The sequence below is a fragment of the Mesorhizobium sp. M7A.T.Ca.US.000.02.2.1 genome (genome assembly GCF_003996995.1).
GTDB lineage: Bacteria > Pseudomonadota > Alphaproteobacteria > Rhizobiales > Rhizobiaceae > Mesorhizobium.
Window position 1 is genome coordinate 1 of the sequence record NZ_RZTT01000141.1, and the last position, 13,376, is coordinate 13,376.

The window sequence follows — 13,376 nt, forward strand, 5'->3', positions numbered from 1 at the left end:
AAGGCCTGCTGACAAGACCAACACCTCGAAGAGCGTATGGGCCGACACCGCCTACAGATCGGCGGCCAACGAGATCTCCATGGAGAAGCAAGGCTTCGTTAGCCGGGTCCACCGCAAGAAGCCCAAGGGCAGGCTGATGCCCGAAACCACCCGGCGCGCCAACAACATCAAGTCGAAGGTCCGCTCGCGCGTCGAGCATGTCTTTACCGAGCAGAAGAGCCGTATGGGGCTGTTCATCCGAACCATCGGCATCGCGCGGGCCACGACGAAGGTCGGCATGGCCAATCTCGCATACCACATAAAGCGCCTGAAGGACTTTATGATTCCAGGATCGGGCCAGTCTTCGAAAGAATCTTCGCCGATTATCGACATGTTCGAAACAACACTAGGTTGAAGGTCATTGATGTCGGTTGCTCCTATGGCATCAACGCTGCATTACTGCGCACCGACCTCGATCTGACGATTTGTATGCTGCCTATCTGGATCGCGGTGGATCGCTCTCGCGCCGACAGGGAGACCGAGCATCGCGCCTTTTTTCGCGACCGAGGTCTTCGTAACGATATCCAGTTGGTCGGCTTAGATCAATCATTTCGCCGTTAGATATGCGCAGGATCTAGGCTTGCTGGAAGCTGGCGTTGCGGCCGATTTGGAACCCGGGAATTGAGCGACGGGGAACGTCACGCCCTCGTGGATGCGGACATTCTCATCAGTACAGGCTGTGTGGGCTATTGCCACGGAACGAACCTTCGCACGCCTGTATGATGCCTCGGCGGCGTCACGCCCGTGGAACAATGAGGAACGACGTCAGAGTTTGGAGGAGGTGTTTTCGCCCGGAGCCTGCGTGACCAGAGGCACAGCGGCATGACATTAGACGGCGCCGATCTACACATTGCGGCAAGTTTGCCAACCCGCCCCCGACCCGGGCTTACCGGCAGGCCGTGGCTCTGTGTCAGCGACGACTGGCCATTCGGCGGTGTCGATCGGCCCGCCGCGCTGTTTCATTATTTGCGCGACCGGCGTGGCGAACATCCACGGGTGCATCTCGGCACCTGGTCCGGCAATCGTGCGGCCCGAAACCTTTCTGTCCAAAGTGAAGGCATTTGGAGGTTGCGCTGGAGCGTCCAGTTCGCGGTCGGCGCGGCTAAGAGCGTGGCGCTTTGCGCGCATGCTGGCCAGAAAGGCCACGATAATTTCCTCCGATATCAAATACTCGCTTTTGGCAACGATAGGGTCACTCCTTGGCTTCAGATCGAGTGCCCGGTGCGCGACTTGTCCGTTTCTTCCCATGGAGGTATCGGCAACACCATTCCCGCTGCTGCAACCAGCAACAGACCCCCGGCGGCGGCCTCCAAAGCCCAGGTCAGGGAGTAATTCTGCGCGAGCGAACCCCAAATCCAGCTGCCGGCAGCCAGAACCGCCGGCGCTCAGGGCATAGTAGATGGAGAGTGTACGGCCGACCACCCACCGTGGGCTTGCGAGTTGCACCGCCACGTCTATGCCGGTCCCTGTGATCAGCCAACCCGCGCCGCCAAGTGCCAGAGCAATTGCCGCCACCACCAGCCTGTTTTGAGACGTGATCCGCCCAAGGAAGCCGTTGCTCGTGCCCGCGATGAAAGCGCCGGTGCCGAAGCCGGCTAATAAATGCCGTAGACGATCGGCCCGCTCTTCAACTGACACGAACCACGAGGGGGAGCAGCGCCAGGATCGGAATGCTGGCCAACCCGAAAAAGGTTGCGCAGGCGATCACCGCCCTGATCTCCAAGGACATCGCCGTAAGCGCACTCCATCATGAATCGCCGTCATCATTATCTCGCGAGGGAGAGCGGACCTTTCATTCGGTGCGCCATGTTGCGCCTAGAGGGACCAAGTCACTCAGCGCGGCCAAGGCAAAAGCGGCCAGCGACTGCCGTGGCACCATCAGTCCGGCGCGAATTCATGCAGCTAAGGTCCCAAGCCCGGGCAACCGGGAACGCTTCTTGTACCTCTGCGGTGGCCTGATCAAGTCGCAGGGATCGACATTCAGTGCGACCGCCAAGCGCCCGAGCACACTGACACTCGCAGAAACACGGGCGCGCTCGATCGAGCCCACGTAGCGCATGCTCAGCTCAGCGCGCGCAGCCAACTCTTCTTGCGTCAGGTCCTGCTCATGGCGCAAACGACGCATATTGATGGCCATGATCTCCTTGAGATCCACAGCGCGATAGAGACCTGAACAGGAACGATCGTTCTAGGAATGATCGTTCCTATTCGTTATAAACGACCGGTCGACAGAGCCTCCTTGTGCGGATCGCACCGAAGTGAAAAGGCATAGCGTTCGTCATGAAGCCGGAAATCGCTCAAGAAGTCCCTTGGTCGGAAAGCCTCACGGCCTATGACAAGGAGCATTTCACGACCTATATGAGGATCCTCGACGCTTTCGCCGATGGCGCCGGCGAAGAAGAGATGGCGCATCTGATCCTCGGCATTGATCCGGCAAGCGAGCCAGAGCGCGCTCGCAAAGCTCTTCGCAGTCATCTTGACCGTGCGAACTGGATGGTGACCGCTGGCTACAAGGAATTGTTCCCCAGCTGACTAATCGCGCTGGCGCTCCGTTGCGCCTTCAAGCAAACTCTCTGTACCCGCCATTCATGAGCTTATGGCCGCGGCGAATGGCGCGGCGGACGCGATCACGCAGATGATCGCGAGGATCATTCCAGTCGGCCTGGACCCGCGGTTCGCCGATCAGCGCTTCGGCGATACCTGGTGCGAAGCGTCTGCGAGCGAATCCTCGAGCGCCTGAAGTACGAAGCGAAGGCGGCTACTACGAGCCTGCGGCGGAAACAGGGGCTTTGGGAGTCGTCCTTGCCCAACAACACTGTTGAGACACTCGAGTGCCCACAGCCGATGTTTCAAGTGCTTGGGCCAGATTGCGTCGAGATGAAGTCGGACGGGGAGCAATACACGACCCAAAGAATCGGCGGAACAGAACGCCTCAGCAGGCCAGGTCAACGCGCGGCGCACTAATTTCGAGTGATCTCCGATGTTCCAGCCATTGGGCCGGCTCCACTGCACGGGCCAAAACCACGCTGGAAGGCCGGATTGCGCCGCAAGAACTCCCAGGCTCAGCCGCGCCGGGTCAGACGAACGGCATATAATACGAGCTCTTATCCCAGTCGGCGGCGGCGCCTTCTGGCGTACTCATGACCCAAGCCCGCCAGGAGCACGGAGCCAACGCCCAGACATCACACGGCCGGGCAGACCGCCGGCGCCCACAGCATGGGACATGAAAGCCGCCGTCCCTCCGAACGTCCTCTAGCGTGTCGGCGGAGATGTCGAGATACCCCGTCCACGGCGCGCGTGTTACCGATCGTGTGCGGTTCACCGATTCGCGCAAGCGGCCAGCCGGCACGTCGGAGGATGTTCCATGCGCGATCGGTGATGGTGCAATTCGGCTGAGGCAGCGCGACAGGCCGAACTCGATCATGCTTGCGAAGAGCTCGTAAATGCCGACAGCAATTCCGCCAGCGCCCTTCGGCGCGGATAGCGGAATATCAAGGGCGAACGGCTGCTCTCCCAGAGGCCCGCTTCCTCGGGCGCCATCCTCCCATCCAGCAGCACCGGAAAGGTATGACGAAGCATCGTTGGCCGGTCGACGGAAGCAGCCGGGTCGCAACCCTCGGAACCTCGCAAGATCAGATAATGCGGCTTCAACGCATCAAAGGAATCGATCTCGTGCCCGCCATTGGTCCGCACGTCCCAGTCGAGCTCGGCGGTTTGAGCCGCTCGCGAGCGCACCGTTGCTAGTGCCGTAGCGAGCGAGCGGCATCGAGGTGGTCATCGGCGCTTTCCGGTAGGGTCTGGTTGTTGACGCCAACCCATTTCGGAGGGCCACCGATGACCGACGACATGATGAACCTGCGCGCGCTCGTGGAGAAGACTCCGGACTCCGATCTCTTGCGCGAGATGATTGGTTCGCCACCGAGCGGCTGATGGAGCCGCCACCGGCGCCGCCTATGGCGAGAAGAGCCCATTGCGCACGGCCCAGCGCACCGGCTATCGCCAGCGCGAATGGGAGACACGGGCCGGGACGGTCGAGCTGCGCATCCCCAAGCTCAATGCGGGCGGCCGGCGCGAGGTGCTGGGCATGGAGGTCGGCACCTCTGAGGCCGAGCCGATCTGGACGGAGTTTCTGCGCAAGCTGACCCGTCGCGGCCTGCGCGGCGTCAGCTCGCCGTCTCCGATGCCCATGAAGGCATCAAGGCGGCCGTCACCAAGGTGCTGTGCGCGACAGGGCAGCGCTGTCGCGTTCACTTGATGAGAACGTGCTGGCCGATGCCGGCAAGAACGGCCGCCGCGTCGTCTCCGCTTTCATCGCCACCGCCTTCGCCCAGGAAACGCCCGGCCGCAAGCACGCAGTGGCGCGCCGTCGCCGACCAGATCCGGCCGCAGGTGCTGAAGTTGCCGATAATTATGGAAGACGCCGAGCCCGACGTGCTTGTGGATGCCAGCCGCTTTGCAAGGAAGATTTTGAACCTTTGAACACGTGATCGAGTGCGGTCTTGTGTCAGGCCTTGAGTTGCGGCCATGACGTGCCGCGGGCCGGTATGGTAATGCGCGGATCAGGTCCAAATCTAGAAAGCGAGCGTGAGGCTCGGTGCGTCATTCTGGTTTTCTGACCCCGATCTGATCGTCAACATGCAGTTCTTGCCTTCCTCACATCCCAGACCGACCGGCTTCAGGTGTGCTGGTGAATGCTCATGCAGGCACCGTTGCCGGATTCCGGTAATCCCCCCTTCGGCAGCATGGCCCCAGATGCCACGCGCCATTTTGTTGGCCAGCGCAATGGCCATGCGCGGCTTCCTCGCCAATCGTGCGGGCGAGCCAGGAGCCCCCGGGTGCGCCTTGCAGGATGCCCATCGGACCACAGCCATGGCGCCGATGAATCGCGAGCCCAATCATGCGCCACGACACATGCCGGCTGATCCTCCTGCAAAACTGCAGGCGCGACAGCTTCTTGCGAAATGCGACAGTTCCGTCAGCCGCCGCTCCATGCAGCTGAAACACGTTTTTTGCCAGACTTTTCCCACGGGTGCCTCCTTCCATTTTGTGGCGTTGAGCATGACAAACTTGGCACATTGCGATGTCGTCGGAGAAGGCTGGCATCCACCCCATCTGGAAACCATCAGCCAAATGAGCGATGATCCTCTTATCAGCCCTGCCAGCCCTGGCACGCTGATCAGCTGGCGCCATGCCGGAGGGCGCCGCGACCAAGCCGCCAGCTACACCACTCCCTGGGACACGATCCCTCCGGGAAGGAATGAACTAGCCATTGGAGGCGAATGCGCCACCCGAAACAGCCTGTGCACTTGCACAGGAGGACCAAAGACGAAACTCAGTTTCTCAGAGAATTGAAGATCGTGAGGAGGCCAAGAGCGATACGGCCTGATTTTGGGTGCGCACACCGAGCTTCTTCTTGGCATTGTCCAAATGGAAAGCGGCGGTACGCCGCGTGATTCCTAGAATGCCGGCGATATCCCAGGCGGACTTGCCGCGTGCGGCCCACTGCAGACACTCATATTCGCGCGGTGTCAGCGAAACGCCGTCCACTGTTCGATTGCCGGACAGGTTGCGGCGAACGGAGACGTGAAAGCAGGTCGCCATGAGCTGAAGCGCTTGTTCGTATCGTTCGGCTACCCGGAGAAACGCCGGATTGGGCTCATCAGCGGCAAACGTCATCGCTGCCATCCAGTTCCGGCGATCGACGATTGGGATCGTCAAGCCACAGCGGATACTGAACTCGGCCGCTTCTTCGAACAGCGTCTGCTGAACTTGTGATGTCGCAACGCCGCGTATGTCCGATCCCCACCGAAATGGGCATCCGCCACACCTTGCACGAATGATAACAGGATCGACTTTCTCATACCGGTTTTGCAGATAGTGCGCGATCCAGCCAGCTGGATAGTTTGAGATCAACCTGGGTTCGCTTGAACGCTGTTGCGGCATTGACAGATAGGCAAAGGTGACTAGCTCCAATCCAGCGGCCGCTGCAGCCATAGCGGTTTGGAAATCCGCCTCATCGGCGCTTTCCGACAGCTGTTCCAGGAAGGTCTCGAAGAGAAGTTGCATGTCCTTCGTCATGCGTTGAACTAAGTCCCTCGATTGGCTGCAGAGCGCCACGCCGGCTTATGGATACCGACGGGCTAGCTTTCTTTCATGACCGCGGCCAATCTCGTCGGAATTAGCCGGCATCCGATGACTGTCTCCATATGGAGCGACGTCGGCAGTTCTGCCGCCGCGCCAAATGTGAACTTCTCGAACAGTGAATTGCGAAACCCGCTTGCAGCAGCAAAGGCACCGCCTGATGGTGAGAACGTTTGATGCCAAGCACGTTGGTGGACGCCCAAAGCTCCCGTGCGTGCGTCAGCCGTCGCGCAGCGGAGATGCGGAACGCGATGTGCGATTCGAATTTACTCTCCGTCGCAAGCCTGTGATTGGATAGGCTGCAAGCACTCCCACCCCGCCCGTTAATAACTGCGCCCCGCCGGTTGGGGAGGACACCAGCGGGGCGCGCCGCGGACGGGTGTCGGTCGCGTGACGACCGGGCAGCGGCGGCGGACCGCTCATGTGGGCACGAGAGCCACATCTTCCTTTCTGAACACTTCAGAGGGAAAGCCAAATCGAGGCCGTTGCCGTAATCGATCATATCCCAATGGCCTCGTATGCACCTGCGATGTGCCGAATAGACACAACGTAGGCGGCCGTTCTGTAGTCGCCGAGTTCCGGCTGCGTCTCGAGCAGATCGGCTATCCGCTTCCAGGTGCTGCGCATCACATCCTCGAGACCGGACCGCACGAGATCGATCTCAGCGCCGCCTTCAAGGAATTCGTCACGCATGTCGAGGGGAAATGCGTTGCCGGTCATGCGCTCGAGCGCTGTGGCGATCGTCTGGTTGCGCCGCTCTCGCCGCCGCCTCTCCATCAAACCGAAAGGGATGTGGGTCAGGTTCTTGACCCATTCGAAATAGCTCACGACCACGCCACCAGCATTGACGTAGAGATCGGGAAGGATCGTGATCCCTTGGGAGCGAAGCATCTCGTCAGCCTCGTAGGTGACTGGGCCGTTGGCCGCCTCCACGATGAGTTGCGTCTGGATGCGCTCAGCGTTGCCAATATGGATGGCATTTTCCATGGCGGCAGGTATGAGAATGTCGCACGGCCGTTCCAGGCCTGTGATATCCCCTTCGAATGACTCTGCATCGGGAAAGCCGAGAATGCTGCCAGTCCGGAGTTGATGTCGCTTGAGTGCTTCGATGGGAAGGCCTTCCGGATGGGCGACGTAGCCATCGCGTTCGGAAACGACCGTGATCAACGCGCCATCATCCTCGGAGAGGAACTTGGCGGCATGATAGCCGACATTGCCAAAGCCCTGCACCGCCACGGATATCCACTTCAGGTCCCGGCCCTGCTTCAGCCCGGCTGTGCGCGGATCCTGTAGATAGCTGCGGATGGCGAACTGCACACCTCTGCCAGTCGCTTCTGTGCGCCCTGCAATACCGCCCTTGGAGAGCGGCTTGCCGGTGACGCAGGCCCGCGCATTGATCACATCCATCGGATTGGCCCGGCGGAACTCGTCGACCATCCAAGCCATTTCCCTCTCGCTTGTGCCCACATCAGGAGCTGGCACGTTGAGCCCAGGACCGATTAGGCCGCGCTTGCTGAGCTCCTGGGTGAAACGGCGGGTAATGCGCTCGAGCTCCGGAGGGGTCCACTCACGCGGGTCGATCTTGAGTGCTCCTTTTGAGCCGCCAAATGGGACATCGACCAGCGCGCATTTGAGGGTCATCAGCGCTGCGAGCGCCTCTACCTCCTCAGCATCCGCATCGGGCGTGAACCGGATACCACCTTTGACAGGCTCGCAATGCTCGCTGTGAACGGAGCGCCAGCCGACGAAGCTGTACATCCGGCCGCGCAGCCTGACACCAAACCGCACTGTGTATGTCGAGTTGCACTGAATGATCCGCTCGGCCAGTCCCTCAGGCAGATTGAGGAACTCCATCGCATGGCGGAAATTCTGGTCAACGCTGTGCAGAAAGCTGGTGGGCGAGGAATGCAGCTGAACAGCAGCCCTCCCCGGCCCAATCGCCACTTGCCCGCCGGACCGGAGCTCTGGTATTGTCACCGAACCCAATTGAGAACTCCCTTACTCGGATCACTCGCCTTACAAAGTCCTCGCGGATGAGCGATTCCTGCGGTCGATGTCTCAGATTCTTTGGCCATCGCGGGTGAGTTCATCCATGACAACACGGACAGCGCTTTCGGCGATGGCGACGATCTCTTCGACCTCGGCTTTCGTTACTACGAGGGGCGGGGCAAAACCCAGAATGTCTCCGTGCGGCATCGCGCGAGCAATAAGACCACGGTCACGGGCTGCCTTGGATATTCGCGCGCCAACCTTGAGCATCGGATCGAAGCGGTTCCTATTGTTGCGATCGGCCACGAATTCGATTGCGCCCATAAGCCCTACCCCGCGCACTTCGCCAACGATCGGCAACTGCGAGAATTTCTCCTTCAGCTGGGCTTGGAAAAACGCGCCGACCTCGCGTGCGTTTCCCGGAAGGTCTTCCCTTTCGACGATATCGAGAACCGCATTTGCCGCCGCGGCGCCAATAGGGTGGCCGGAATAGGTGTAGCCGTGAGAGAATGCGCCGACGCGGTCCGCTCCGGCTTCGAGCACCTCATAGACCTTCTCTCCCACCATGGCGCCGGACAGCGGGAAATACCCGGATGTCAGCCCCTTCGCGATCGTGATGAGGTCAGGCTCGATGCCATAGTGCTGTGAGCCGAACATGGAGCCGGTACGGCCAAAGCCAGTAATCACTTCGTCTGCGATCAAGAGGACGTCATGCTTCCTGAGGACAGGCTGGATCGCCTCCCAATAGCCCGCTGGGGGCGGGGTAATGCCGCCTGTACCCAGGACCGGCTCTCCAATGAATGCACCCACTGTATCTGGACCCTCGCGCTGGATGAGGTCATCCAGTTCGGCCGCGCGACGCTTGGAGAATTCATGTTCAGTCTCCCCCGGCTGCGCTCCCCAGTAGAAGTGGGGAACCCCAGCATGGAGAATCCGCGGCAGGGGAAGGTCCATATGGTCATGATAAAAGCTCATGCCGGTCATTGAGCCGGAGATTACGCTACAGCCGTGGTAGCCGCGCTCGCGCGAGATAATTTTCTTCTTGTTTGGCTTGCCGCGAAGGTTGTTGTAGTACCAGACGAGCTTGGCCTGTGTCTCGTTGGCGTCCGAGCCGGACATCCCGTAGAAGATCTTGCTCATCTTGCCTGGCGCCATCTTCACAAGGCGGTCGGACAGAATGGCGAGTTCGTCCGTCGTGTGTGCGGCGTAGGAATGGTAATAGGCGAGACGATAAGCTTGACGAGAGATCGCCTCGGCGACTTCGGTCCGGCCATAGCCGACGTTCACGCAATAGAGACCGGCGAAGCCGTCGATCAGTTGGTTGCCACTAGCATCCTGGATGCGAATCCCTTTGCCTGTCTCGACGATGGTCGGATCGCCAAGCTTGCCGCTGGCAAAATCCTTAAGCTGCGTGAATGGATGCAGGACGCTGTTCCTGTCCTTTTCGCCGATTTCCCCGATGTTGATCGTCATTGGACGCAATCCTCTCACGCTACAAGATTCCCGAAGCAGGTGTATTTTGATTCCAGATACTCGGCGATGCCATGTTTGGAGCCTTCCCGGCCAAGACCGGACTGTTTCCACCCGCCAAACGGGATCGGCGCACCAGTGAATTTCGGCGTGTTGACCGCGACCATGCCGTATTCGAGCCGATCAGTGAGCCGCATCGCACGGTTGAGGTCTCGGGTGTAGACATAGGCCGCGAGGCCCATCTCGGAATTATTCGCGCGCTCGAGCACCTCCCCTTCGTCGTCAAAGGGCAAGATAGCAGCCACGGGCCCGAAGGTTTCTTCCCTGGCCACCCGCATGTCGTCAGTCACGTCGGCGAGCACCGTCGGTGTGACAAAGTTCCCGCGGAGAAAGTTGTCTTGTGCGCCGGTCACCATTCTGGCCCCCTCTGAGAGAGCCTCGGAGATCTGCTGCCTGCACTTTTCGGCACCGGACGCCTTGGTCATTGGACCGATGTCGACCCCCGGCTCCAACCCGTGCCCAACTTTCAGATCTCTGGTGGCCTGCGCGAATTTCTCTACAAAGTGGTCATAGACTCTCCTCTGCACGTAGATTCTGTTCGCTGCCAGGCAGTCCTGGCCGGATGTGGCGAATTTGGCAGCCATGCAACCGGCGACTGCGGCTTCGATAGGTGCGTCGTCGAACAGGATGAAGGGAGCATTGCCACCGAGTTCGAGCGAAGCTTTTTTCACGGTTTTCGCGGACTCCTGGAGCAGGAGGCGACCGACCTCGGTCGAGCCGGTAAAGGAGAACGCCCGCACCTCGGTATGCTCCAACAAACGCCTGGCCAGCGGCGGCGCCTCACCAGTTATCACCTGAAACACGCCAGCAGGGATGCCGGCTTCCTCGGCAAGGCGGGCGAGCGCGAGCGCCGATAAGGGCGTTTCTGGGGCCGGCTTGACGATCATGGGGCAGCCAGCGGCCAGCGCGGCTCCAGCTTTTCTTGTAATCATTGCCGAGGGAAAGTTCCATGGGGTGATAGCGACAGTCACTCCGATCGGCTGCATCTGCACTGCCAGCCGGCTCCCGGCGAGATGGCTAGGGATGGTTTCGCCGTAGGCCCGCTCACCCTCCGCCGCGAACCAATCAAGAAACCCGGCAGCGTATGAAATCTCGCCGCGAGCTTCCGCGATCGGCTTGCCTTGCTCGGCAGTCATGATCACGGCTAGATCTTCCGCGTTTTGACGCATACCGGTCGCCCACTTCCGCAGATATGCGCCACGTTCTGGGGGAAGCATGTCGCGCCACCGCAGGAACGCGGCTCTCGCGAAAAGAACCGCATCGTCCACATCCGATACCTCGCAGGCTGCTACCTTGGCCAAGGCTTCGCCAGTTGCAGGATCCACTATCGCGAGGCTTTCAGACTTTGAGGCCCAAGTCCCATTGATATATGCACATTCTTGCAAAAGGTCCGGCCGTTTGAGCCTCAGCAGTGCAGTGATTGCCGTGCCCCTCATCAATTACTCCAAGTGGATGATTAGATGCCTTCAAACTAGCTTTCCCCGAGCGTCGATTGACGGCAGAATTGCAGCGCTCAAGGCCGGTTTCCTGCAAACATCGCTCCAACGCTGCAGGATTGGGGAGTGACCGAACTATCTTATAGATGTTGCGCTTCTCTGCGCAGTCACGTCGGCCGTGCGAACGGACGGTGATGAACGGCTACAGCCGGGTCCGCTTGAGCCCGGAAAAGAGAAGCGGGCTCGGTTCACGAGCACCCGGCGCGCTTCACGCCCACAGCACTGGACATGAAGAACGTCCTCCAGCCTGTCGGTGGAGGCGTCGGGATATCCGGCCACGGCACCGGTGGCGCCGATTGTGTGCGGCTCGCCGATCCGAGCAAGCGGCCAGCCGGCGCGGCGAAGAATGCGCTCCATGCGCAGATCGGTGACGGTGACAATTCGGCTGAGGCGGCGGGGCAGGTCGAACTCGATCGTGCCGGCGAAGAGGGCCACCGGGGTCTGAATACTATTTTGACTCAGACGTCGTTCAAATTGTAGACTGCACGATTATTCTTATGGAGGACCATGCGCGCCGCCTCTATCGCCTCCTCGAAGGCGAGACTTCCGCCGACGACATAATCGGTCAACGCTTTCGCGAGATATCGCTTACCCCACCGTCCGGCGAGCCAGAACAGTTCGGGAACGTGGTAGTTGTCGCTCGCAAACAGGATTTTTGAGAGCGGAACCGCCTCCATGACCTGTTTATACCTCTCGTAGAGGCTCTGGTGGACGAACGGGGTCATGATCGATAGCTCGAAATAGCAGTTCGGATACAGGTGGCTGAGCCACGCCGCCTTGCCGACCGAGGGATAGCCGGCGTGCAGCGGGATGATCTTCGGCATCCGCATCATGTTGTCCTTGTCGAACCGGACCACTTCCTCCAGAAAGAATGGGTCCTGATTGCGCAGGATCACCTCTGGCGCCTCGCCGTCGCCAGTGTGGATTTGCATCGGCATGTCCCGCTTAAGGCATTCCTCCAGCGTCATCGTGAACGTGTACCGCCGCAGGTCCTTCGAGACATTGAACGCCGCCTGCCGTTCCATGAACGGCAATTCCGCGTAGGATTTCCGCATCGCATTCCACGACTTTGCCGCAAGCGTCCGATCGTAAAGCGGTTCGATCAGGCCGATATACGGCAGCAGGTACGACTTCATACCGACGGACTTCTTGCCGAAATTGCCCGTGCCATCCATGACGTCGAGAAGGCGTTCGAAGTAGAGACTCTCGAACTCGTCGAAGGAAATATCCATGCTAAATAATTCGCGCTGGATCTCCTCGATGCGGGCAATCCTGTGGGTCCGGCAGGGAAGGATTGCCTCTTCGAATTTCTCGATGGCCGGCCGGCCGCAGCTTTCGTGGTAGCCGGTATCGAGCATGATGTTTTCCAGGTTCACGTCGCGGAAAAGGGCGTTGACGTAGGACCAATAATCCCGGCCCCGGTCATTCCGTGCCTCGATGACGGCTTCGAATGTTGGTTCGCAATTCAGGAACTGTGCCAGCTCCTTTGTCAGGAATTTGATGAAAATGCTTTGGGACAGATGGTACGTCATCTCATCGACCTTGGCCTGGATTCCGAATGTCTTGTCAAGGTCGTGCCGGGTTGCCTCGTCACCGGTGAGCCAACGGTTATAGATCCCCGCAGGGAAGTAGTTAGGAAAAGGGTATCCGGCCAGCGAAATGCGCTCAAGATAGCGCTGGGGGGTGGTAATCGCATCGCGGTCGGTAACGAGGTGACAATGCGTGTCATCAAGCGGGAGCGCGTTGACCACATCGAAGATCTTGAAGAATTCAGGATCCTGCCTTCCAGGGAACAGGGGTAGGTGACGCAGGTAAGGAGAAGTCGACGACGTCGTCTTCGCGGGACTTGCGGCCAGATCGCTCGACATCTCGGCGACAGGGTTGTTCATTTGATGTCATCTCCGTCTGTCAAGTTTACGGCCGCGTCGCGTACACATGCAGCCTCCAAATTTCGACCAGAACATCCTCAGATGCATCTGGAGGCGGCGGTTCAGTCCACCGACCACTCGTCTCTGTGCCGCCCTCAGTTCCAAGGCCTCGTCGAGGGATGGCGCAGCGGCGAGAATCTTGCGGGTGTAGTGTTCGCGGGGATGCTTCAGAATATCGCGCGGCAAACCCGCTTCGATGATCCTCCCCGCCCGCATAACCAAAACGCGGTCGGCAATTAAATTTCATGTATGA

12 protein-coding genes and 4 pseudogenes are annotated in these 13,376 nt (G+C 59.8%); 4 read left to right on the forward strand and 12 right to left on the reverse strand.

Translation table 11 applies throughout. The features are described from left to right. Both EOD15_RS15420 and EOD15_RS35755 read left to right on the forward strand, forming a co-directional pair. Nucleotides 1-394, forward strand: a 394-nt coding sequence (locus EOD15_RS15420) for a transposase (protein ID WP_206523116.1), incomplete at its 5' end; no start/stop codon positions are given. Continuing rightward, the gene (locus tag EOD15_RS35755; RefSeq protein ID WP_185929005.1) at nucleotides 391-600 is read left to right on the forward strand and encodes a hypothetical protein; all 210 of its coding nucleotides are present in this window, start codon (nucleotides 391-393) and stop codon (nucleotides 598-600) included. The genes EOD15_RS15420 and EOD15_RS35755, both read left to right, overlap by 4 nt. A gap of 470 nt (nucleotides 601-1,070) precedes the next feature. On the opposite strand, the pseudogene EOD15_RS15430 reads toward EOD15_RS35755, so the two are convergent. Together EOD15_RS15430 and EOD15_RS15435 are read right to left on the reverse strand one after the other, a co-directional pair. Continuing rightward, nucleotides 1,071-1,900: pseudogene (locus EOD15_RS15430) on the reverse strand (MFS transporter); the annotation flags it as partial. A gap of 33 nt (nucleotides 1,901-1,933) precedes the next feature. Then, entirely contained in the window at nucleotides 1,934-2,194 is a 261-nt protein-coding gene (locus EOD15_RS15435; RefSeq protein ID WP_127309096.1) for a helix-turn-helix transcriptional regulator, read from the reverse strand. A 125-nt stretch (nucleotides 2,195-2,319) separates the two neighbouring features. Here EOD15_RS15435 and EOD15_RS15440 point away from each other — a divergent pair, with 125 nt between their 5' ends. Beyond that, a complete protein-coding gene (locus EOD15_RS15440) occupies nucleotides 2,320-2,571 on the forward strand; it encodes a DUF2285 domain-containing protein (RefSeq protein WP_127309097.1) in 252 nt (83 codons plus the stop codon). A gap of 28 nt (nucleotides 2,572-2,599) precedes the next feature. Here EOD15_RS15440 and EOD15_RS36765 read toward each other — a convergent pair whose 3' ends face one another. Both EOD15_RS36765 and EOD15_RS36770 read right to left on the reverse strand, forming a co-directional pair. After that, the gene (locus EOD15_RS36765) at nucleotides 2,600-2,737 is read right to left on the reverse strand and encodes a DUF2285 domain-containing protein (protein WP_348627050.1); all 138 of its coding nucleotides are present in this window, start codon (nucleotides 2,735-2,737) and stop codon (nucleotides 2,600-2,602) included. Nucleotides 2,738-3,459: 722 nt separating this feature from the next. Continuing rightward, nucleotides 3,460-3,732: an acyl-homoserine-lactone synthase gene (locus EOD15_RS36770; protein WP_245463680.1), complete on the reverse strand. Its 273-nt coding sequence runs from the start codon at nucleotides 3,730-3,732 to the stop codon at nucleotides 3,460-3,462. Between the two features lie 141 nt (nucleotides 3,733-3,873). Between EOD15_RS36770 and EOD15_RS15455 the strand changes: the two are divergent. Then, nucleotides 3,874-4,476: pseudogene (locus EOD15_RS15455) on the forward strand (transposase); the annotation flags it as partial. Between the two features lie 134 nt (nucleotides 4,477-4,610). Here EOD15_RS15455 and EOD15_RS35760 read toward each other — a convergent pair. The 8 genes and pseudogenes from EOD15_RS35760 to EOD15_RS15490 form a co-directional block, all read right to left on the reverse strand. After that, nucleotides 4,611-4,829 (reverse strand): hypothetical protein, encoded by a 219-nt coding sequence (locus tag EOD15_RS35760; RefSeq protein WP_164761533.1) that lies wholly within the window; start codon nucleotides 4,827-4,829, stop codon nucleotides 4,611-4,613. A gap of 113 nt (nucleotides 4,830-4,942) precedes the next feature. Further along, nucleotides 4,943-5,082: pseudogene (locus tag EOD15_RS36775) on the reverse strand (IS110 family transposase); the annotation flags it as partial. Between the two features lie 297 nt (nucleotides 5,083-5,379). Next, on the reverse strand, nucleotides 5,380-6,117 hold the full coding sequence (locus EOD15_RS15465; RefSeq protein ID WP_127309098.1) for a LuxR family transcriptional regulator: 738 nt from the start codon (nucleotides 6,115-6,117) through the stop codon (nucleotides 5,380-5,382). A 561-nt stretch (nucleotides 6,118-6,678) separates the two neighbouring features. After that, complete coding sequence (locus tag EOD15_RS15470) at nucleotides 6,679-8,034, reverse strand: Glu/Leu/Phe/Val dehydrogenase (protein WP_127309112.1); 1,356 nt, start codon at nucleotides 8,032-8,034, stop codon at nucleotides 6,679-6,681. Nucleotides 8,035-8,238: 204 nt separating this feature from the next. Continuing rightward, entirely contained in the window at nucleotides 8,239-9,642 is a 1,404-nt protein-coding gene (locus tag EOD15_RS15475; protein ID WP_127309099.1) for an aspartate aminotransferase family protein, read from the reverse strand. Between the two features lie 14 nt (nucleotides 9,643-9,656). Then, nucleotides 9,657-11,135, reverse strand: coding sequence for an NAD-dependent succinate-semialdehyde dehydrogenase (locus tag EOD15_RS15480; protein ID WP_127309100.1), 1,479 nt, complete (start codon nucleotides 11,133-11,135; stop codon nucleotides 9,657-9,659). 303 nt (nucleotides 11,136-11,438) lie between these two features. Continuing rightward, nucleotides 11,439-11,624, reverse strand: a pseudogene (locus EOD15_RS36780) (acyl-homoserine-lactone synthase); the annotation flags it as partial. A 29-nt stretch (nucleotides 11,625-11,653) separates the two neighbouring features. Then, the gene (locus EOD15_RS15490; protein WP_127309101.1) at nucleotides 11,654-13,084 is read right to left on the reverse strand and encodes an amidohydrolase family protein; all 1,431 of its coding nucleotides are present in this window, start codon (nucleotides 13,082-13,084) and stop codon (nucleotides 11,654-11,656) included. Nucleotides 13,085-13,376 lie beyond the last annotated feature (292 nt).

Bases quoted from the DNA above. Each gene is read 5' to 3' on its own strand.
- EOD15_RS15440 (WP_127309097.1), top strand. From the start codon at position 2,320: ATGAAGCCGGAAATCGCTCAAGAAGTCCCTTGGTCGGAAAGCCTCACG.
- EOD15_RS35760 (WP_164761533.1), bottom strand. From the start codon at position 4,829: ATGGCCATTGCGCTGGCCAACAAAATGGCGCGTGGCATCTGGGGCCAT.
- EOD15_RS15465 (WP_127309098.1), bottom strand. From the start codon at position 6,117: ATGACGAAGGACATGCAACTTCTCTTCGAGACCTTCCTGGAACAGCTG.
- EOD15_RS15470 (WP_127309112.1), bottom strand. From the start codon at position 8,034: ATGGAGTTCCTCAATCTGCCTGAGGGACTGGCCGAGCGGATCATTCAG.
- EOD15_RS15475 (WP_127309099.1), bottom strand. From the start codon at position 9,642: ATGACGATCAACATCGGGGAAATCGGCGAAAAGGACAGGAACAGCGTC.
- EOD15_RS15480 (WP_127309100.1), bottom strand. From the start codon at position 11,135: ATGAGGGGCACGGCAATCACTGCACTGCTGAGGCTCAAACGGCCGGAC.
- EOD15_RS15490 (WP_127309101.1), bottom strand. From the start codon at position 13,084: ATGAACAACCCTGTCGCCGAGATGTCGAGCGATCTGGCCGCAAGTCCC.